The organism is Mesorhizobium sp. WSM4807 (genome assembly GCF_055811615.1).
This window is the reverse complement of the sequence record NZ_JBVVQY010000006.1, coordinates 198,731-216,182: the sequence shown is the minus strand read 5'-3', so window position 1 is coordinate 216,182 and position 17,452 is coordinate 198,731. Positions and strand designations below refer to the sequence as shown.

General features: G+C 62.1%; 22 protein-coding genes and 1 tRNA gene. 13 read left to right on the top strand and 10 right to left on the bottom strand.

The window, feature by feature from the left end; translation table 11 throughout:
• Positions 1 to 241: 241 nt before the first annotated feature.
• On the top strand, positions 242 to 502 hold the full coding sequence (locus tag AC0L3N_RS10490) for a hypothetical protein (protein WP_473547563.1): 261 nt from the start codon (positions 242 to 244) through the stop codon (positions 500 to 502).
• A 230-nt stretch (positions 503 to 732) separates the two neighbouring features.
• The gene (locus AC0L3N_RS10485) at positions 733 to 966 is read left to right on the top strand and encodes a hypothetical protein (RefSeq protein WP_123150678.1); all 234 of its coding nucleotides are present in this window, start codon (positions 733 to 735) and stop codon (positions 964 to 966) included.
• Positions 967 to 1,259: 293 nt separating this feature from the next.
• Here the strand turns inward: AC0L3N_RS10485 and AC0L3N_RS10480 are convergent, their stop codons facing one another.
• Positions 1,260 to 1,439 carry a hypothetical protein gene (locus tag AC0L3N_RS10480; protein ID WP_192356397.1) on the bottom strand — a complete coding sequence of 60 codons (180 nt, stop codon included), beginning with the start codon at positions 1,437 to 1,439 and terminating at the stop codon, positions 1,260 to 1,262.
• 323 nt (positions 1,440 to 1,762) lie between these two features.
• On the opposite strand from AC0L3N_RS10480, the gene AC0L3N_RS10475 reads away from it, so the two are divergent.
• Positions 1,763 to 1,993, top strand: coding sequence for a hypothetical protein (locus AC0L3N_RS10475; RefSeq protein WP_473547561.1), 231 nt, complete (start codon positions 1,763 to 1,765; stop codon positions 1,991 to 1,993).
• 22 nt (positions 1,994 to 2,015) lie between these two features.
• On the opposite strand, the gene AC0L3N_RS10470 is transcribed toward AC0L3N_RS10475, so the two are convergent.
• Complete coding sequence (locus AC0L3N_RS10470) at positions 2,016 to 2,342, bottom strand: hypothetical protein (RefSeq protein ID WP_473547559.1); 327 nt, start codon at positions 2,340 to 2,342, stop codon at positions 2,016 to 2,018.
• A gap of 532 nt (positions 2,343 to 2,874) precedes the next feature.
• Between AC0L3N_RS10470 and AC0L3N_RS10465 the strand changes: the two genes are divergently transcribed.
• Positions 2,875 to 3,126: a hypothetical protein gene (locus AC0L3N_RS10465; protein ID WP_128181854.1), complete on the top strand. Its 252-nt coding sequence runs from the start codon at positions 2,875 to 2,877 to the stop codon at positions 3,124 to 3,126.
• A 172-nt stretch (positions 3,127 to 3,298) separates the two neighbouring features.
• Here the strand turns inward: AC0L3N_RS10465 and AC0L3N_RS10460 are convergent, their stop codons facing one another.
• Entirely contained in the window at positions 3,299 to 3,508 is a 210-nt protein-coding gene (locus tag AC0L3N_RS10460) for a helix-turn-helix domain-containing protein (protein ID WP_473547628.1), read from the bottom strand.
• Positions 3,509 to 3,551: 43 nt separating this feature from the next.
• On the opposite strand from AC0L3N_RS10460, the gene AC0L3N_RS10455 reads away from it, so the two are divergent.
• Positions 3,552 to 3,845: a hypothetical protein gene (locus AC0L3N_RS10455; RefSeq protein ID WP_473547557.1), complete on the top strand. Its 294-nt coding sequence runs from the start codon at positions 3,552 to 3,554 to the stop codon at positions 3,843 to 3,845.
• A 134-nt stretch (positions 3,846 to 3,979) separates the two neighbouring features.
• Here AC0L3N_RS10455 and AC0L3N_RS10450 read toward each other — a convergent pair whose 3' ends face one another.
• Positions 3,980 to 4,261, bottom strand: a complete 282-nt coding sequence (locus tag AC0L3N_RS10450; RefSeq protein ID WP_473547555.1) for a hypothetical protein — start codon at positions 4,259 to 4,261, stop codon at positions 3,980 to 3,982.
• 12 nt (positions 4,262 to 4,273) lie between these two features.
• Between AC0L3N_RS10450 and AC0L3N_RS10445 the strand changes: the two genes are divergently transcribed.
• Positions 4,274 to 4,567, top strand: coding sequence for a hypothetical protein (locus AC0L3N_RS10445; protein WP_123150685.1), 294 nt, complete (start codon positions 4,274 to 4,276; stop codon positions 4,565 to 4,567).
• 67 nt (positions 4,568 to 4,634) lie between these two features.
• Here the strand turns inward: AC0L3N_RS10445 and AC0L3N_RS10440 are convergent, their stop codons facing one another.
• Entirely contained in the window at positions 4,635 to 4,874 is a 240-nt protein-coding gene (locus tag AC0L3N_RS10440) for a helix-turn-helix domain-containing protein (RefSeq protein ID WP_258116554.1), read from the bottom strand.
• 114 nt (positions 4,875 to 4,988) lie between these two features.
• On the opposite strand from AC0L3N_RS10440, the gene AC0L3N_RS10435 reads away from it, so the two are divergent.
• Entirely contained in the window at positions 4,989 to 5,231 is a 243-nt protein-coding gene (locus tag AC0L3N_RS10435; RefSeq protein ID WP_473547553.1) for a hypothetical protein, read from the top strand.
• A gap of 174 nt (positions 5,232 to 5,405) precedes the next feature.
• A complete protein-coding gene (locus AC0L3N_RS10430; protein WP_473547551.1) occupies positions 5,406 to 5,582 on the top strand; it encodes a Lar family restriction alleviation protein in 177 nt (58 codons plus the stop codon).
• 468 nt (positions 5,583 to 6,050) lie between these two features.
• Here the strand turns inward: AC0L3N_RS10430 and AC0L3N_RS10425 are convergent.
• The 3 genes from AC0L3N_RS10425 to phaC form a co-directional block, all read right to left on the bottom strand.
• A tRNA-Glu gene (locus AC0L3N_RS10425) sits at positions 6,051 to 6,125 on the bottom strand.
• A 190-nt stretch (positions 6,126 to 6,315) separates the two neighbouring features.
• The gene (locus AC0L3N_RS10420; RefSeq protein ID WP_473547549.1) at positions 6,316 to 7,581 is read right to left on the bottom strand and encodes a YcbK family protein; all 1,266 of its coding nucleotides are present in this window, start codon (positions 7,579 to 7,581) and stop codon (positions 6,316 to 6,318) included.
• A gap of 215 nt (positions 7,582 to 7,796) precedes the next feature.
• A complete protein-coding gene (gene phaC, locus AC0L3N_RS10415) occupies positions 7,797 to 9,632 on the bottom strand; it encodes a class I poly(R)-hydroxyalkanoic acid synthase (protein ID WP_473547547.1) in 1,836 nt (611 codons plus the stop codon).
• A 66-nt stretch (positions 9,633 to 9,698) separates the two neighbouring features.
• On the opposite strand from phaC, the gene AC0L3N_RS10410 reads away from it, so the two are divergent.
• The 5 genes from AC0L3N_RS10410 to recJ all read left to right on the top strand — a co-directional run bounded on the left by AC0L3N_RS10410 (position 9,699) and on the right by recJ (position 15,745).
• Positions 9,699 to 10,136, top strand: coding sequence for a hypothetical protein (locus AC0L3N_RS10410; protein ID WP_473547545.1), 438 nt, complete (start codon positions 9,699 to 9,701; stop codon positions 10,134 to 10,136).
• 62 nt (positions 10,137 to 10,198) lie between these two features.
• Positions 10,199 to 11,416, top strand: coding sequence for an LL-diaminopimelate aminotransferase (locus AC0L3N_RS10405; RefSeq protein ID WP_192355510.1), 1,218 nt, complete (start codon positions 10,199 to 10,201; stop codon positions 11,414 to 11,416).
• 44 nt (positions 11,417 to 11,460) lie between these two features.
• The gene (locus AC0L3N_RS10400; RefSeq protein WP_473547543.1) at positions 11,461 to 12,774 is read left to right on the top strand and encodes a homoserine dehydrogenase; all 1,314 of its coding nucleotides are present in this window, start codon (positions 11,461 to 11,463) and stop codon (positions 12,772 to 12,774) included.
• 141 nt (positions 12,775 to 12,915) lie between these two features.
• Positions 12,916 to 13,899: a class II fructose-bisphosphatase gene (gene glpX, locus AC0L3N_RS10395; protein WP_473547541.1), complete on the top strand. Its 984-nt coding sequence runs from the start codon at positions 12,916 to 12,918 to the stop codon at positions 13,897 to 13,899.
• A 61-nt stretch (positions 13,900 to 13,960) separates the two neighbouring features.
• Complete coding sequence (gene recJ / locus AC0L3N_RS10390) at positions 13,961 to 15,745, top strand: single-stranded-DNA-specific exonuclease RecJ (RefSeq protein WP_473547539.1); 1,785 nt, start codon at positions 13,961 to 13,963, stop codon at positions 15,743 to 15,745.
• A 34-nt stretch (positions 15,746 to 15,779) separates the two neighbouring features.
• Here recJ and AC0L3N_RS10385 read toward each other — a convergent pair whose 3' ends face one another.
• Together AC0L3N_RS10385 and hisI are read right to left on the bottom strand one after the other, a co-directional pair.
• Positions 15,780 to 16,748, bottom strand: a complete 969-nt coding sequence (locus tag AC0L3N_RS10385; protein WP_473547537.1) for a patatin family protein — start codon at positions 16,746 to 16,748, stop codon at positions 15,780 to 15,782.
• Positions 16,749 to 16,832: 84 nt separating this feature from the next.
• Positions 16,833 to 17,303: a phosphoribosyl-AMP cyclohydrolase gene (hisI, locus tag AC0L3N_RS10380; RefSeq protein WP_473547535.1), complete on the bottom strand. Its 471-nt coding sequence runs from the start codon at positions 17,301 to 17,303 to the stop codon at positions 16,833 to 16,835.
• Between the last annotated feature and the right edge of the window lie 149 nt (positions 17,304 to 17,452).

Genomic DNA, 17,452 nt, shown 5'->3' with positions numbered 1-17,452 from the left:
CGAAATAGATGGATCTCTGCTGAAGAATGGTGGGCGAGGATCCGAACGGATTTTTCTTCAGGAGCGACCCTGCACCCGACCGCGAAAGCTCGAGCTTCAGTTCCGTTTCCTGCATGATGGCCTCGCGCAGCGTCGCTTCACGGTAATCGGAGGCACCCCACCGCATGATGGGTCATAAAACTGTCACAAACAACCGCCCGCCTCGACCAACTGCGGCCGGACCTCAAGCCGGCGAACGACAATGCGCGAGCCGGAACCACACTTCTCAGTCCTCGTTCATCCGATGATGCAGGAGAAGGACACAGAGATGGCTACCAAAGAAAAGAAAGAAAAGAAGGGAAAGAAGGAGGCGAGCCGCGTGGTGCAGGGGCAAGAGCTGGAGGTAGAGCACCTGACTGAAATTACCGACGTCTCGCCGAAACAGGCGCGCGCTTTGTTGCGTAAACATGGTGCCGACTGGGCCAAGCTCAAAGACGAAGCCGGAGATTTGAAGGAAGACTGAAACTCTCGGCGCGGCTTCTTCTCTCTGTCTCTCCGCCCCATTGCGGAGCGGCACTGCACGGCCTGGCTGGTTAACGCCCTTCTGGCGAAGGGCTGCTTTCGCCCGTATGAGACAGCCGGCCAGCCGGAACGCGCCGGCGAGGCTTCCATGTAGCGTGAATTTTAGTTTCAGCTCATAAAGGCGCTCTGCTAGACTTGGCAGTGGGGAGCCAAAGAAGGAGCGTTGTCGCAATGGATGCAGCCGAATTGCAGGCGATCAGCGATACTCTGATGCGGATCGTGACGCCGGATATGACGCCGAAACAACTGCTGAAGGCGGCAAGGAAAGAACATCCGAACGCGTCAAAGAAAGACATCGCCCGCGCGGCGTTCTTTTCGATTATCGCCAACGCCGACCAGGACGACGGAAAGGCGAAAAACCTACAGGCGTTCGCTATAGCCGAGCGTGTAGACGACGGCTCTTGATCAGGAGCATGGCGCTTGCGTCCAACCAATGCCGACCGAATAGTCCGGCGCCCAAGGACATGAAGAAGCGGCCGGCAACTCAGTGGGTCAAGCCGGGAATCAAAGCCCGCGTAAGCACCTGCGCGGCGAGGAAGACCTTCGCCATGCCTCGCTGCAGGATTTCTGGGACGAAGGAACTTAATGCGCTCCGCCGGCTTGTGACGGAATGAGCACCCGCGGTACGAACTTCTTGCACAAATGGCTGAGCAGCGGCCTGCCTGAGAGACCATCTGCCTGCACAAAAGGCAGCATCGTCAGCTCCAGATGAACGTGAGGAAGAAGAAACCGGCAATAGCAATTACCGAAATGACATTGGGCCACCATACGGCATCGTGGGCCGGTTTGGCTGGCTTGTACCTGTGCCCCGTGCGGGGCAGCAGGTCCGGATCGTAGCGCATGTGGCGCTTAGGGTCGTATTTGATTAGCCGTTTCATCTTCCTGCACCCCATATTGCGACACATAGGATGGCGGCGGGTGCTCGGGATCGGCATGATATAGCACCTCGCCAAAGAGGATGCCGCTGGTGTGGTTGTTGGTTCTAATCCGGGTCATGAAGTCCGCGCCATCCGTTGAGCAAGTTCTAGCGGCCCGGCAGCCCTATTGGGGTGACCATCAGCCGGCCGCCGGGCCTTGACCACCAGCGAGCTTAAGAGGAGGCGCTGTGCTGGCTGACCAAAAACTTGCGCTCAAAGGCAACCGAAAAGCATCATTCGAACGAACACTGCCCCCGGAAGCTTCTCCAGCCGATGGAGGCACCATGAAACGCAAGCCCAGCAAAACCGGATTCACCAAACTGCTCTCCGCCGACACCACATGGATGTCGGCCGATCCGCTGATCGGACTGCTCGAACTGGAGACCGACAGCGGCACGATTGAGCTGGCCATGAATAGGATCGTGGCCGAGCGACTTCTTTCTGCTGTCGTTGAATTTCTCCAGGCCGGCGGGGGAGATGACGCGCCAACGTTTGCTGTCGAGCGTTCGCAGTGACGGCAAAGCACTCGGCAACCGGTCATTCTTGAGCCAGCTTCAAACGACTATATCGGCGGAGGCTTTCTTCGATGACCATAGCGGTTGAGATAGCGACGCCCCTGGGTCCGAACTTCCTTGTGGCTTCCAAAATGCCGAGCGTAGCTCCAGCAAACAATCTGCCGTCGTTTGATGTTGATGGATCGTTTGCCGCCGACAGCAGATATTCATCAACGTCGTTGTAAAGCTCATTGGGAGCCGGCATTTTCAGTTGAACAAGCTGATCAACCGTTGCCCTAGTTAGGCTCTCCCTCTCAAAAAACCAGAAGTATGCCATGTAGCGAGCGAAGCTGTAGAGGGCCAGCACCATTTGAGCCAACCAAATTGCGATGGTGGCTGCCGCGGCTACCACCAATGGCCGGCCAATCGTTCCACATCGACGCTATAGCCAGGACGATCGCAAAATCCAAAATTGACCACAGGATAATGCCTGCCCAAAAGCTGCGGCTCTCAGATGACTGAAACCTTGTGGCCATGATTGCTGTGCCCCTCGCATGATGGTCATCGTGGAGCAACGTCTAGTGACTCGCAAGCTTCGCCCCGCAAGGGCGCGAAAGCCCTAAGCGGTGCTGCCGCGTCCAGACGCGCCGGCAATGGCGCGGATGACCTCATTCCAAAGCTGAAATGCGCCAAGTGCGGCGGCAAGAAAGTCGGGCTGATCTACACGCCCGACACCATCCCGAATGCGTACGGCAAGGCAAAGGACGGGCGATGACCGGCAGCAAGACACGATCTCAATTTGGTGCACCGCGCGAGCGCTTGGCGTGTGGGTCCTTGGAACGGAGTCGCATCATCGGCGTTACCGGCCAGCCAAACGCTGCCAACGATATGGAGGAACGGGCGTGATCGAGTTGACCGAGAGGGAAAAGCGCTTTCTCAAGCGCGTTGACACCATCACTCACGTTCCCTGGTCGAACAAAGTCACAGCCGCAGATGCCAAAGGCAAGCCCATGCGTATCGCAAGGGCAACGTTTGCCCGATTAAGAGACGACGGTATCATCATCCGATCTACAAGCGACCTGACCTCGAACACCTACGTCATTAATCCTGCACCCGTGACGCCACAAGTCGAGGAAGTGCAGGAAGCGTCCTGATCGGGCGGGATTAACAAACCCGCAAAGCCGGAGGCCTTGCAGGATCGCCCTGATCTCAGCGCCCGATGATCGCGATGTCGTTGTCGCGCACCGTGTCCAGAATCCGCTTGTGCCGGCGCTCTCGCGCCTTCTCGCACCCTCGCTAAGGCATCGCGCGGGCATGGGCGGCGCGTCAATCCTTCTTCAGCCTCACGCCGGCGCCACCGCCATTCTCCGGGATGAATTCGACGCCGGCCGCTTCGAGGGATGCTTGAACGGCCGCGATGGAGTGCCCTGGCGTTGTCGCTTCAGTCTCGATTCTGGTCACGGTGTTCCTGTGCACGCCCGACTTGTCGGCAAGATCGCGGACAGTCCAGTTCAACAGTCCGCGCGCCGCCCGAATTATATTCCTCCCCGTTGCGGCGAGCCCTTCAACGGAGATCGCTATGCCCCAAAAGACCCTCGCCGACAGCCGGGCCGCCCGCGAAACCCTCTATGTCAATTGCGGACACCCCATGTGCTCCAAATCGACGAAGCTCGATATCCAGGCGCTGATTGACAGGCTCGGCCGTGACCACGGCTCGATGCATGACGACCTAGTCGGGCTCTTTGTCTGCGCAAATTGCAAGGCTGCCGGTCGTGACCGCCGGCAGGTGTTCTTCACATGCATTCCTGACTACGAAGGCCAGCAGCGGGCGCGCAATCGCGACTGGAAGCCAACATTCGAACGAGGGGGCTGAAAGTGGCTGGCGCCACTGTGGGGGGCGTTGGGGTAGATTGCCTGTAGGGCGCCGGCCGGGCGGATTGGGGTCCGCCGCACGACCAGGCTAACAGAGGTTGGGGCGGGCGGTAGGTACGCGATCACGGAAGCCCCCTAAGCGCTGCCGTCCGTCTCGCTTTCCTCGTCGATCGTTCGGACTGGCAGATAGGCGTTTGTCTCCAGCCATTCGCGGAGCACGGTTTGAATGAGATCCGCCCGGCCAATTTTCATTTCAGCCGCGATGGAGTTGAGAGCGTCCTCGGTTGCGGGCTCCAGCGGCACGCCGTCAGTTCGCACGGGGCGGGCGGTTTGCTCCAGTCGGGAATTCCGATTTGGAGGCCGCCATTGCACAGCTGCCCTGCGACATGCGAGTTTGTCAACCAAATGGCTCATCATGGGAGTCTCGTCATGTCCATTCGCCGGATTGCGTTGACCTCGGCAGCGGTCACGCTTGCCTTCACAACCCTCGCCCAGGCCAGGCCGGACACCCGCGCCATGACCTGCCAACAGACGCAGGCGCTAATCCAGAGCCATGGCTCGGCGGTGCTGACCACCGGCCCGAACACCTATGCCCTCTACGTCCGCCAGTACAGCAATGCGTGCGACTGGTCGTTAATCCCAGCGGTAGGGTTTGTGCCGACGCGCGATGGCCAGTGCCTGGTTCATCGATGCAGAGAGCCGCTCTACACTCCTCCCGGCTGACGGTGACGAGCATAGCTATTCTGCTGCGCCTTTCGGCAGGTAGCCCTTGGCCTCAGATCATCCACGATCACGGCTTCGCCTTCAGCCGGACGCCTGGGCTTCCGTGATTCAGAAACTCGATACCCTCCGCCTCCAGCACGGTCATCACGGCGCGCACCTTATCAAGGCCACTCGTGAGCCCTTCGGCGCCCTTCTTTTCCATGGCGCTTACCGTGTTGATGTTGATTCCGGCACGCTTCGCAAGCGTCCCTTGGTCCATGTCAGCCAAGGCGCGGGCTGCGCGAAGCTGGTTTCCGGTTGTGAGCATTCTGTGTCCTCATATTGGCTTACTAGGAATATTTCATAGTTTGATGTTGACGGTAACATAATTCGGGTTCATGGTGAACTGGTAAATATAACTAGTTAACGAGGAATAGACCACATGTCGAACATCACTGTTCGGGCAGCCGCCGAAGGCATGCCCGATATCAACCGCCGCCGCCTTCTGCTTGGCCTCGCGGCTACTTCAACCGCCGCTGCCGCTGCGGCGGCCTTGGCTGCCGCTTCAATGATCATCGACGCTACCGCCGCGCCGCCTGTCGATGTCGCGATCCAGCTACGCGGAAGAAAACCAGTCTCGATGCAATGCTGCTGGATCTGCCGCCGGAAGAGGCTCAGCGGTTGAGGCTAGAAATTTTCGCGATCATCGCCGCAGTCAAAGAGATGTGCGCCCGAGGCGACGATTTCCAAACGATCAGGAATTTTGTCAGAACCCGGTGTCAGCAAAATCACATGGACGTGAAGAGGGCACGGGGAATATGAGCACCGCACCGATCGAGATTGAACGGAAACCAACCTGATGCCAACCCGCCTTCGGGAATGCCCCTTCGACAAGAGCCGCGACGTCGCGGTCGAGCATTTCGACGGCGACTATCACGTCCGCTGCAAGCGCTGCGGCGCACAGGGGCCGACTGCCGACACATGGGCAGAAGCCGAGCGGCTTTGGAATGATCGCGACAGCAGCGACAAGCACTGACCCGCACACACACCAGCAAGCCCGCTGCCTCACGGTGGCGGGCTTTTTTGCTGGGGCGGTCCAGTTCGGCGCGATTAGCGTTCTCTGCGATTTCCAAAACTGAGTGTCGATCGCGTCTTTAGTAGCCGCCACCGCCAGTACCGCCGGCACTGCCACTACTGCCCCCGCTCGATGTAGACGCGGTTGGCGGTGCGGGCGGAGCCTCGCCGCGTGGTGCTGTCATGCAGGCAGTCAAAAGTAATACCGAAAACAGGATGAAAAGGCGCATATCGATAACCTCCTTTGGTAGGGTGTTCTCTATCGACAACGTCTCAGGTCCATCATTATTCCGCGAAGTCTGATCGGAATGCCCGCTGCCTTACGGTGGCGGGCTTTTTCATTGGCTCTCTGTTCGCTGAAATTCGCGGGGGTTTATTCGGTGGATATTCGATGAAATCAGGCCAGGGAGGCTTAAGTGCTTGATTTTTCTGGTACGCCCAAGGGGAATCGAACCCCTGTTACCGCCGTGAAAGGGCGGTGTCCTGACCGCTAGACGATGGGCGCGCTCAGATGTGAGCGCTTATAGTTGCGTTGCACCAAACCGGCAACCCGTCTGCAGCCGCCTGCGACAACTTTTTTCAGTGGCCGCAAAACCGCGTATTTTCGGCGATTTAGCCCGGTTCGACGCGGCACCGTATGCCGTCGTGAGACGGCGCATTGCGGACGTTGCATTAAACGAGGGAAGAACCAGCCGCTACCGCCGCCGGCGGCAGCGCCAGTTCCAGTCGCGCTCGGGACCGACGTCAATGTGAACGGATTCGGTATGGCAGTAGGTGCCGACACCGCCGCGCCCGGGCATGCTGCGTATGTAGCTTGCCAGTTGCGCTTTCGAGACGCCTGGAACCTGGATGTCGGCAGCGGCGCAATACATGTGCAGCGAATTCTTGGCGCCGTTGGCGCGGCGGTTGCGGGCCGGGTCACGATAGCCGGAGGTGACGATCATCTTCTTGCCGTAGTGGCCCTCGATCGTCTTGAGCACGCGGACCAGCGAAGGTTTTAGGCAGGCAACGTCGACATTCTCGGTCTGCTTCAAAAGACCGTTGGGCGCCAGCCGGGCAAGCCCGGCAGCGGATGCCACCTGATAGGCGCCGCCTTCATCCTCGTTCAGATCGACGTCGCTGTCGTCGTCGAGGCCGGATTTGCGCTTGATCTCGAAGAGTGCGGTCTTGCGTACGCCAGGCAGCGCGTCATCGGTGAAATGGCTGGTATCGCCGATCGAAGCCAGTTGCACCGGCTTTTCAGCCGATTTGGCCGAGGCCAAGGTGATGGTCGGTTTTGCCGCCGCCTTGGGCTGCGCCGCCTTCGGTTGCTCGCCCGACCTGTTGTTGGCCTGCGGGGCAGGGGCCGCCGAGGCGGGCGTGGCGCTGAACAAAGAGGCGAGGAACCCTTTCTTCTTCGGCGCATAGGCTTGCGGCTGCGGCTCTCCGGCGGTCACATAAACCGGGTTGTTCATCGCCGGCGCGGCGGCCTCGGCCTTGGACTTCGGCGCGGCCGTGCCTGCATCGGCGGTTTCAGTCTTCTGCGCAGCAGCGTCGGCCTGTTCAACCGTCTGCGCCGACTGTTCCTGTGGCTGCGGCGTCTGGCCCGCAGTAGCGTCTGCGCGCGCAGGAGCCGTGACGGGGAAGCCGGCATCGGACTTGGCGCCTCCCTGGGGGGCTCCCCCCTGGGTTCCCGGCTTGGCCATTGGCACATAAGCGACCTGCTCGGGAAGGCTTGCGTCGCCCTCGGCGGTCATCGTCATCTGTGAAGTCGTGATCTGCGACGACGAATCAACGGCGACCTGTTGGGTACCAGAGGCCGTGCTGATATCCGTAGCAGAGGCGTTATAACCGGGCATGCCGACTGACAGGGACGGGTCACCGGCCGAGGTGCAGGACGCCAGGAGCACGGAGAAAAGCGCGACCGCAATGGCGCGGCTTTCTCCCTTCGCGAGGCGCGATCCTGCTGATTTCAAAACCAAATTCCCCCTCGATGTCCGGCCGGTAAATCATTGGCGCGGCGTCGGAACGACTCGCCGAAATAAATCCTTGTCCCCGAACGGAAACGAGACCTGTGTCAAATCCGCAAGCCCCAGAGTAATTCGACGGCTAGAGAGGAATCGAGGCTGCTTAAGGGTTGACGACACCATTTCGTCCTCTTTTGGCGGCGCGTCAACTCACCACACATTACAGAAGGTTACACTCGCACCTTGACATAGGTCCCTGGCGCATCGCCCAGGGTTTTCATGTGCTTGCCGGGTTTACGCGCCGGCACGCGGGTATTGTCCTTGGCCTCGATCCAGCGTTGCCAGTGCGGCCACCAGGAGCCGGGATGGTTTGTGGCCTCGGCGATCCACTGGTCGAAGTCGCCCGCCGGCTTGCCGCCGGTCCAGTAATGATACTTCTGCGCCGCCGGCGGATTGACGACGCCGGCGATGTGGCCGGAGCCGGCCATGACGTAGTCGACTTCGCCGCCGAAATATTTGGAGCCGAGGAAAACCGAAAGCGCCGGCGCGATATGGTCTTCCTTCGAGGCGAGGTTGTAGACTGGGATGGTAATATCCTTCAGCGACACCACGCGGCCCGCCAACTCCATCATGCCTTGCGAAAGTCTGTTCTCGAGATAGCAATTGCGCAGGTAGAAGGAATGATTGGCCGCGCCCATGCGGGTCGAATCGGCGTTCCAGTAAAGCAGGTCGAAGGGCAGGGGATCCTTGCCGCGCATGTAGTTGTTGACGACATAGGGCCAGATCAGGTCGCCCGAGCGCAGCATGTTGAAGGCGGTCGCCATCTTGGTGCCGTCGAGATAGCCCTTCTCGTTCATCGCCTTTTCGACGGCCGCGACCTGCTCCTCGTCGACGAACACTTTCAGGTCGCCGGCATAGGTGAAATCGACCTGCGTAGTGAAGAACGTGGCCGATTTGATGCGGTGGTCGCCTTCCTGCGCCATCAGCGCCAGGGCCGCCGCCAGAAGCGTGCCGCCGACGCAATAGCCGACGGCGTTGACGTGCTTTTCGCCGGTGGCCTTTTCGATCGTGTCCAGGCCGTATTGCAGGCCCTCTCTGATATAGGCCTCCCAGCTCTTGGTGCCGTGGCGCTCGTCCGGGTTGATCCAGGAGATGACGAAGACGGTGTGACCCTGCTCGACCGCCCAGCGGATGAAGGATTTTTGCGGGTTGAGATCGAGAATGTAAAATTTGTTGATCCATGGCGGGCAGATCAGCAGCGGCCGCTTGAGTACGGTCTCGGTCGCAGGATCGTATTGCAGGATCTCGGCGACATCGCTGCGGCCCACCACCTTGCCGGGTGTCGTGGCCAGGTTCTTGCCGATCTCGAAGGACGAGTAATCTGCCTGCCTCAGTTTCAGGTCACCCTTGCCGGCGGCGATGTCCTCGGCCAGCATCTTCATGCCGCGCACCAGGTTTTCACCATTCGAGGCGATGGTCTCGCGAAACAGTTCCGGATTGGTCAGAATGAAATTCGATGGCGAGATGGCGTTGGATACCTGCTTGACGTAGAAGCTGGCCTTGTGGCGGGTGTGCTCGTCCAGGCCATCGGCGTGCTCGACCAGTTCGCCCGCCCAGCGCGAGGTGACGAGATAGGCCTGCTTGAGGAAATCGAAGAAAGCGTTGCGGCCCCATTCCGGGTCCTGGAAACGCTTGTCGCCGAGCTCGGGCTTGACCGCGTCGTCGGCATCTTCGCCGCCGGCACTGAGGCGCTGGATCGAGTTGGCCCAGACGGTCATGTAGCCGGAGAACAGCCGCGTCTGCGCCTCCAGCGCGCGCTGCGGATCGGAAAGCCAGTACTCGCTCAGCTTGGAGAAGGTTTTCACCATGTCGACGACCGGCTCGGCGACATGATCGCGCACCTCACCTTTTTCCCGCGGCTCGGCCCATGCGGAGGCCGCCTTGCCGGCCTGCTCGATCATGCGCGCCATGTTCAAGGCGAAGCGTTCCGGGTCCTTCACCAGATATTGCTCGACGGTGGAAGGCCGCTCATCTTCCGTTTTTCCCGAATCGGGTGTTTTGGACATGGTTGGCGGGTTCCTCCCGAAGCGTTTTCTTGACATATTACCATGGGATGTCCGACAGGGTCCAACGTGCTCTACCTCGGCTGCCAAGGAAACAATATGACGATTAATATTGGCGACGCTGTTTTTTCTACCACTGGTTTTTCTGGCACTGGTCGTTTTTGCCGCATGGGGGCGGCGATCGTCCTGCTGGCGATATCAGGCTGTTCGAGCACCAACGTCGAGGGTACCACGCCTGTCGCGGCTAGCGACGGGCCAAAGAACACCGGCACCTATCCCAACCTGAATATCCCGCCGCAGGCAGCGGCAGAGCAGTTCACCGAGGCGGAAAAGAACGCCAAGCTCGCCCAGTTGAAAGCCGACGAGCAGGCGCAGGGCTCAAAAGGCGGCGCAGTCAAAGCCACGAACCAGGCGGCGCTGAACACACTGGCAAGGAAGCACGGCACCGACGCGCTGAAGCAGATCGAAGCCAAATGCGATCCCGCCCTCGACCCTACCTGCAAATAGGGTTATATCGCGCGACCGACAAGCACCTTTGCCAAAAACCACTTTGACCGTCTGGAATTGACATGGAAGAATTTCACAAGGTCCGCCGGCTTCCGCCCTATGTCTTCGAGCAGGTCAACCGGCTGAAGGCCAGTGCCCGCTCGCGCGGCGCCGACATCATCGACCTTGGCATGGGCAATCCGGATCTGCCGACGCCCAAGGCCATCGTCGACAAATTGTGCGAGGTCGTGCGCGACCCGCGCACGCACCGCTATTCGTCGTCGCGCGGCATTCCGGGCCTGCGCCGCGCCCAGGCCAATTACTATGCCCGCCGTTTCGGCGTGAAACTCGACCCGGACACGCAAGTGGTGGCGACGCTGGGCTCGAAGGAAGGCTTTGCCAATATGGCGCAGGCGATCACCGCGCCCGGCGACGTGATCCTGTGCCCCAACCCGACCTATCCGATCCACGCTTTCGGCTTCATCATGTCGGGCGGCGTCATCCGCTCGTTGCAGGTTGAGCCGGACGACGGCTTCATTCCGGCGCTGGAGCGCGGCATTCGCCATTCGATCCCGAAGCCGCTGGCGTTGATCCTCAATTATCCGTCGAACCCGACGGCGCAGGTCGCCTCGCTCGATTTCTACAAGGACGTGGTTGCCTTCGCCAAGAAGAACGACGTCATCATCCTGTCGGATCTTGCCTATTCGGAAATTTATTTTGACGGCAATCCGCCGCCTTCGGTGCTGCAGGTGCCGGGCGCGATCGACGTGGCGGTCGAGTTCACCTCGATGTCGAAGACGTTTTCCATGCCCGGCTGGCGCATGGGATTTGCCGTCGGCAACGAGCGGCTGATCTCGGCGCTGACCAGGGTGAAATCCTATCTAGACTACGGCGCCTTCACGCCGATCCAGGTGGCGGCCGCGCACGCGCTCAACGGCGACGGCGCCGATATCGCCGAAGTGCGCGACATCTACCACAAGCGTCGCGACGTCATGGTCGACGCCTTCAGCCGCGCCGGCTGGACTGTTCCGGCGCCGGCGGCGTCGATGTTCGCCTGGGCGCCGATCCCGGAGCCGTTCAAGCATCTCGGTTCGCTCGAATTCTCCAAGCTTCTGATCGAGCACGCCGATGTGGCGGTGGCGCCGGGCGTCGGCTTCGGCGAGCATGGCGACGATCATGTGCGCATCGCGCTGGTCGAGAACGAGCACCGGATCCGGCAGGCGGCGCGCAACATCAAGCGCTTCCTAACGTCCAGCGCCAAACAGCCCAACAATGTGGTGCCGCTCGCCGCGCATCGTTGAGTGCTTGATCACATCAACCAAATCCTTGAGGGGCGTCGGCGGTCATGGCTGAAGCGTTGCATGTTGGAATCGCCGGTCTCGGCACCGTTGGCGCGTCGGTGGCGCGCGTGCTGCGCGACAAGGCGGCGGAACTGACGCGGCAATGCGGCCGCGAGATCGTCGTGTCAGCCGTTTCGGCCCGCGATCGCAAACGCGACCGCGGCGTCGATCTCGACGCGGTCAAGTGGTTCGACGATCCGGTAGGAATGGCGCAGGCCGCCGATATCGATGTCTTTGTCGAACTGATCGGCGGTGACGAAGGGCCGTCGCGATCATCCGTGAAAGCAGCGCTTGAAGCCGGCCGCCACGTCGTCACCGCCAATAAGGCGCTGCTCGCCAAGCATGGCGTGGCGCTGGCCGAGATCGCCGAGAGGAAGGGCGTGCTGCTCAATTACGAGGCGGCGGTGGCGGGCGGCATTCCGGTCATCAAGACGATGCGCGAGGCGATGGCCGGCAATTCGGTGACCCGCGTCTTCGGTATCCTCAACGGCACATGCAACTATATCCTGACCCGCATGGAGGCCGAGGGCATCTCGTTCGACGACTGCCTGAAGGACGCGCAGCGGCTCGGCTATGCCGAGGCCGACCCGACTTTCGACATCGAGGGTCACGACACCGCACACAAACTGTCGATCCTGACCAGCCTTGCCTTCGGCACGAGGATCGCCGCCAACGACATCTACATGGAAGGGATTTCCAACATCAGCCAGGCCGACATCCGCGCGGCCAGCGATCTCGGCTACCGGATAAAGCTGCTCGGCGTCGCCCAACGCACGGAAAGCGGTATCGAACAGCGCGTGCACCCGACCATGGTGCCGACGGCTTCGGTCATCGCGCAGGTGCACGGCGTCACCAATGCGGTGGCCATCGAGACCGATATTCTGGGCGAACTCCTGCTCTCCGGTCCGGGTGCCGGCGGCAACGCCACCGCATCGGCGGTGGTCGGCGATATTGCCGACATCGCCAAGAGCCGGCCCGGTTTCCAGCACGGTCCGGTCTTCGGCCTGCCGGCGAAGGAATTGCGGCCGTACAAGAAGGCGCAGATGCGCAGCCATGCCGGCGGCTATTTCATCCGGCTGACCGTGCATGACCGCATCGGCGTCTTTGCCGCCATAGCCAAGCGCATGGCCGACAACGACATTTCGCTGGAATCGATCGTGCAGCACGCCGCCGGGCCGGATACCGCCTTGCAAAAGACGGTGATCCTCGTCACCCACGAGACGACGGAAGCGGCGGTCCGCAAGGCTGTCGACGGCATCACCAAGGACGATCATCTGACCGACAAGCCTCAGGTTATCCGCATCGAGCGCGCGGAATAGGGATTTCTCCTTCTCCTTCAATCGATTGATATCGTTGTGTTTTCAAAAAAGTCCCGCCCAGGTCTTGCTGTTGTCATGGAGCTTTGACACAACCGGCGCGCCTCTGGCGGGAGGCAATGTGCCAACGAGGATTGTCCACCGATGAACGTTGCCCAGAACATCGTCGCCGGCCTAGACCGGATACTCACCATGGAACTGGTGCGTGTCACCGAACGCGCTGCGGTTGCGGCGGCAAGGTTGCGCGGACGCGGCGACGAAAAGGCCGCCGACCAGGTTGCGGTCGACGCCATGCGCGAGGAGCTCAACCGCCTCGCCATCAACGGCACGGTGGTGATCGGCGAGGGCGAGCGCGACGAAGCGCCGATGCTCTACATCGGCGAAGAGGTCGGTTCCGGCAAAGGCCCGGCGGTCGACATCGCGCTCGACCCGCTCGAAGGCACGACGATCTGCGCCAAGAACCTGCCTAATGCGCTGGCCGTCATCGCCATTGCGGAAAAGGGCAGTCTCCTGTTTGCGCCCGACGTCTATATGGACAAGATCGCCATTGGCCCGGGCTACGTGGACGGCGTCATCGACATCGATGCCTCGCCGGCCGAAAACATCGCCAGCCTGGCCAGGGCCAAGGGCGTGCCGGTGTCGGAGATCACCGCCTGCATCCTCGACCGGCCGCGCCATGGCGCGCTGATCGAGGCGGTGCGCGCCACGGGCGCTGCGATCCGGCTGATCGGCGATGGTGACGTCGCTGGCGTCATCCACACCACCGATCCGGACGAAACCGGCATCGACATCTATCTCGGCACCGGCGGCGCCCCGGAGGGTGTTCTGGCGGCGGCAGCGTTGCGCTGCACCGGCGGCCAGATGCAGGGAAGGCTGATCCTCGACACGCCGCAAAAGCTGGCGCGCGCGGCGAAGATGGGCGTCTTGGATCCGAAGCGGGTCTACCGCGCGCAAGACATGGCGCGCGGGGACGTGCTGTTCGCGGCAACCGGCGTGACCGACGGCAACATGCTGGCCGGCGTCAAGTTCGGCCGCAATTCCATCACCACGCACACGATCGTGCTGCGCTCGTCGTCGCGCACCGTGCGCGAGATCAAGGCAAGGCATCAGGATCTGGAAAAGTTTTGATTCCCGACTCGGCTAGCCGTCGCATATTGTGAGAAATGACAATCCGCAGACGGCGCGTCGCATGACGGGCGAAAACCGTATCTTCCTCGACGTCAGGCAGTCGGCATCAGGTGTTTCCTGGGAACACCGGCTGACCGAGCGGCAGGACATCACCGCGCTTGCGATAGCGCAAGGCTATGGCGTGCCGGACATCGTCGCGCGCGTCCTTGCCGGGCGCGGCGTGACCGCCGAGCAGACCGAGCGGTTCCTTGATCCGACCATCCGCGACCTTTTGCCGGACCCGGCGTCGCTGACCGACATGAACAAGGCCGCCGCCCGCATCGCCGGGGCAATCATTGCCAGGGAAAAGGTGGCGATCTTCGGCGACTACGATGTCGATGGCGCCGCCTCTTCGGCGCTGCTCAAGCGGTTTCTCACGCATTTCTCCGTGCCAGCGGAGATCTACATACCGGATCGTATCTTCGAGGGGTACGGTCCCAACCCGGAAGCCATGCGCGAACTCGTCTCGCGCGGCGCGACGCTGATCGTCACCGTCGATTGCGGCACCAACAGCGCCGTCTCCATCGACGCGGCGAAGGCTGCCGGCGCCGATGTCGTGGTGCTCGATCATCACCAGCTCGGCGGTCCGTTGCCGGCAGCGGTTGCGGTGGTCAATCCCAATCGCGAGGACGACCTTTCGGGGCAGGGCCATCTTTGTGCCGCCGGCGTCGTCTTCCTGGCTCTGGTGCAGACGGCGAAGGTCCTGCGCGGCCGGTTGCCGGATGCCGCATCGCCCGACCTGCTCGGCTTGCTCGACCTCGTGGCCCTGGCGACCGTCTGCGACGTGGTGCCGCTGACCGGCGTCAACCGCGCTTTCGTGGTCAAGGGGCTGCAGATGGCGCGCCAGCAGAGGAACGAAGGGCTGGCCGCGTTGGCGCGGGTCTCGCGCATCGGCGAGCCGGTCAGTACCTTCCATCTGGCCTATCTGATCGGCCCGCGCATCAATGCCGGCGGGCGCATCGGCGACGCAGCACTCGGCAGCCGCCTGCTCGCCACCGACGATCCCGTCGAGGCCCGCACCATCGCCGAGACGCTGGACCGGCTCAATCAGGAGCGGCAACAGATGGAATTGGAAATGCTGGCCGCGGCACGCGTGGAGGCCGATGCCGAGCTTGCCGGCGGCGATGGGCCGGCCATCGTCGTCACCGCCAGCTCCAACTGGCATCCGGGCATCGTCGGCCTGCTGGCCTCGCGGCTCAAGGACCATGCGCGCCGGCCCGCTTTCGCCATCGCCTTTAACGCCAACGGTGTCGGCACGGGGTCGGGCCGTTCGGTGTCGGGCTTCGACCTTGGCCGGCTGGTGCGCGAGGCGGCCATTGCCGGGCTGATCGTCAAGGGCGGCGGCCATGGCATGGCGGCCGGCATCACAGTGGAGCGGGCGAAACTTGGTGCGCTCAGGGCCTTCTTCGAGGAACGAGCGGCGGCCGACGTGTTCCGGCTGCAGGGCGAGGAAAGCCTGGCGATCGACGGTGCGCTGGCCGCCGAGGGCGCGACGCTCGGCTTGCTCGATGCATTGGAGAAAGCCGGCCCGTTCGGCGCCGGGCATGTCGCACCGATCTTCGCGCTGCCGCGCCATCGCCTCGCCGATGCAAGGCCGGTCGGCACCAATCACATCCGCGCCGAGTTGCAGTCGGAAAGCGGCGGCCGCATCCAGGCGATCGCCTTTCGCGCCGTCGATACGGCGCTCGGCGAATTCCTGTTCAAGAACAGGGGCAAGCCGGTGCACGTCGCCGGTTCGCTGTCGGGCAATCACTGGAACGGCAACCGCACGGTGCAGTTCCGCATCGTCGATGCCGCATGCGCCTGAAAATCGCTTCCCGATTCTGCCGCGCGGATCGCGTTTAAGCCAGAACCGTCTGCAGCCGGGCCAGCTCGTCGATCTGGGCCATCGTCACCTGATAGCCGATGCGGATCGCCTCGTCGGCGCGGTGGAACTCGGTCAGGCCGATATGGCTGAGTTTAGGCTGCAGCGACATGTCAGGCGGGTCGCCGGCAAGTCGCGCACGCGAAATGCGGTCCTGGATGATGTTGAAGGCTTCGACCATGACGCCGGTGATGCCGAGCCGTGTCTGGTACTGGTGCCCTGCGTCGATCTGGCCGGGCCTTGGCGCATCCTTTTCGATGACCAGTTCGCCGGCGCTGTGCTTGATGACGGCGGCGCGGCCGAACAGATCGTAGTGAAGGTTCACCGCGACCACGAGCGGCTGCTCGTAGGCGCGGCAGACCGAGACCGGCACCGGATTGACCAGCGCTCCGTCGACGAGCACGCGCCCGTTGCAACTGACCGGTTCGAAAACGCCGGGCAGCGCATAGGAGGCGCGCATGGCGGTAATCAGCGACCCGCCCGACAGCCAGATTTCATGGCCGGTGCGGATCTCCGAGGTGACGCAGACGAAAGGCTTCGGCAGATCCTCGAAACGGATGCCGGCCATGTGCTCGCGCAGCCGTGCATCGAGCTTCATGCCGCCGAACAAGCCGCTGCCGCGCAGATTGAGGTCGAGAAGGCCAAAAATGCGCCGTTTGGTCAGGCTTCTGGCGAATTCTTCCAACTCGTCCAGCTTGCCGGCAAGATAGCAGCCGCCGACCAGCGCGCCGATCGAGGTGCCGGCGATCATCGACACTTCGATGCCGGCTTCGTCGAGCGCGCGCAGCACGCCGATATGGGCCCAGCCGCGCGCGCAGCCGCCGCCCAATGCCAGCGAAATGCCTGTTTTCTTGGCGGGGTTCGTTTCGGATGCACCGGCGGACGATGACAGGCCATTGGCCTCTCGAACGTCCGGTCTGTTGCGTGATGACGCCCATTCGAGCATCACAATCTCCCTTGTCCCACGGCCAACATACGGGCTGACCGTTCCGAAATCATGAATATACGTGGCTGCAGTTCGGCGAATGGTTCATATGGATGGTTCACGGGGCTTTCGATACGTTTTTTCCGCATCGAACAGCGGCTTGCTGCCGTCGCTGGCAAGCGTCCCCTTGCCGCCGATCAGTCCCACCGTCCGATAAAAGCAAGAACGCCGGCCGGTGTGGCAGGTTGCGTCGTGGCCCATCACTTTGACGCGCAACCATATGGCATCCTGGTCACAATCCGTGAGCATCTCGACGATTTTCTGGACATTCCCGGACGTTTCGCCCTTCTTCCACAGAGCGTTGCGCGACCGCGACCAGTAGTGGGCGATGCCGGTTTCCAGCGTCAGCGCCAGCGCTTCGGCGTTCATATGCGCGACCATCAGCAGCATGCCGTCTTCGGCATCGGTGACGACGACGGTGACGAGGCCGCCGGCATCGAAGCGCGGCGAAAAGACCATGCTTTCTTCCAGTGCCTTCTTGTCTGATGGAGCTTTCGGAAATTCCACTGCCGACATCGCCGGTCCTTGTTCAGAGCCTCGGGGGGGGGGGGGGGGGGGGGGGTGGGGGGGGGGGGGGGGGGGGTGTGTGGGGTGTGTTTTTTGATACGAGGGTGGCGCGGGGGCGGGGGCGGGGGGGGGACGCCGGGCCGGGGGGGGGGCCCCGG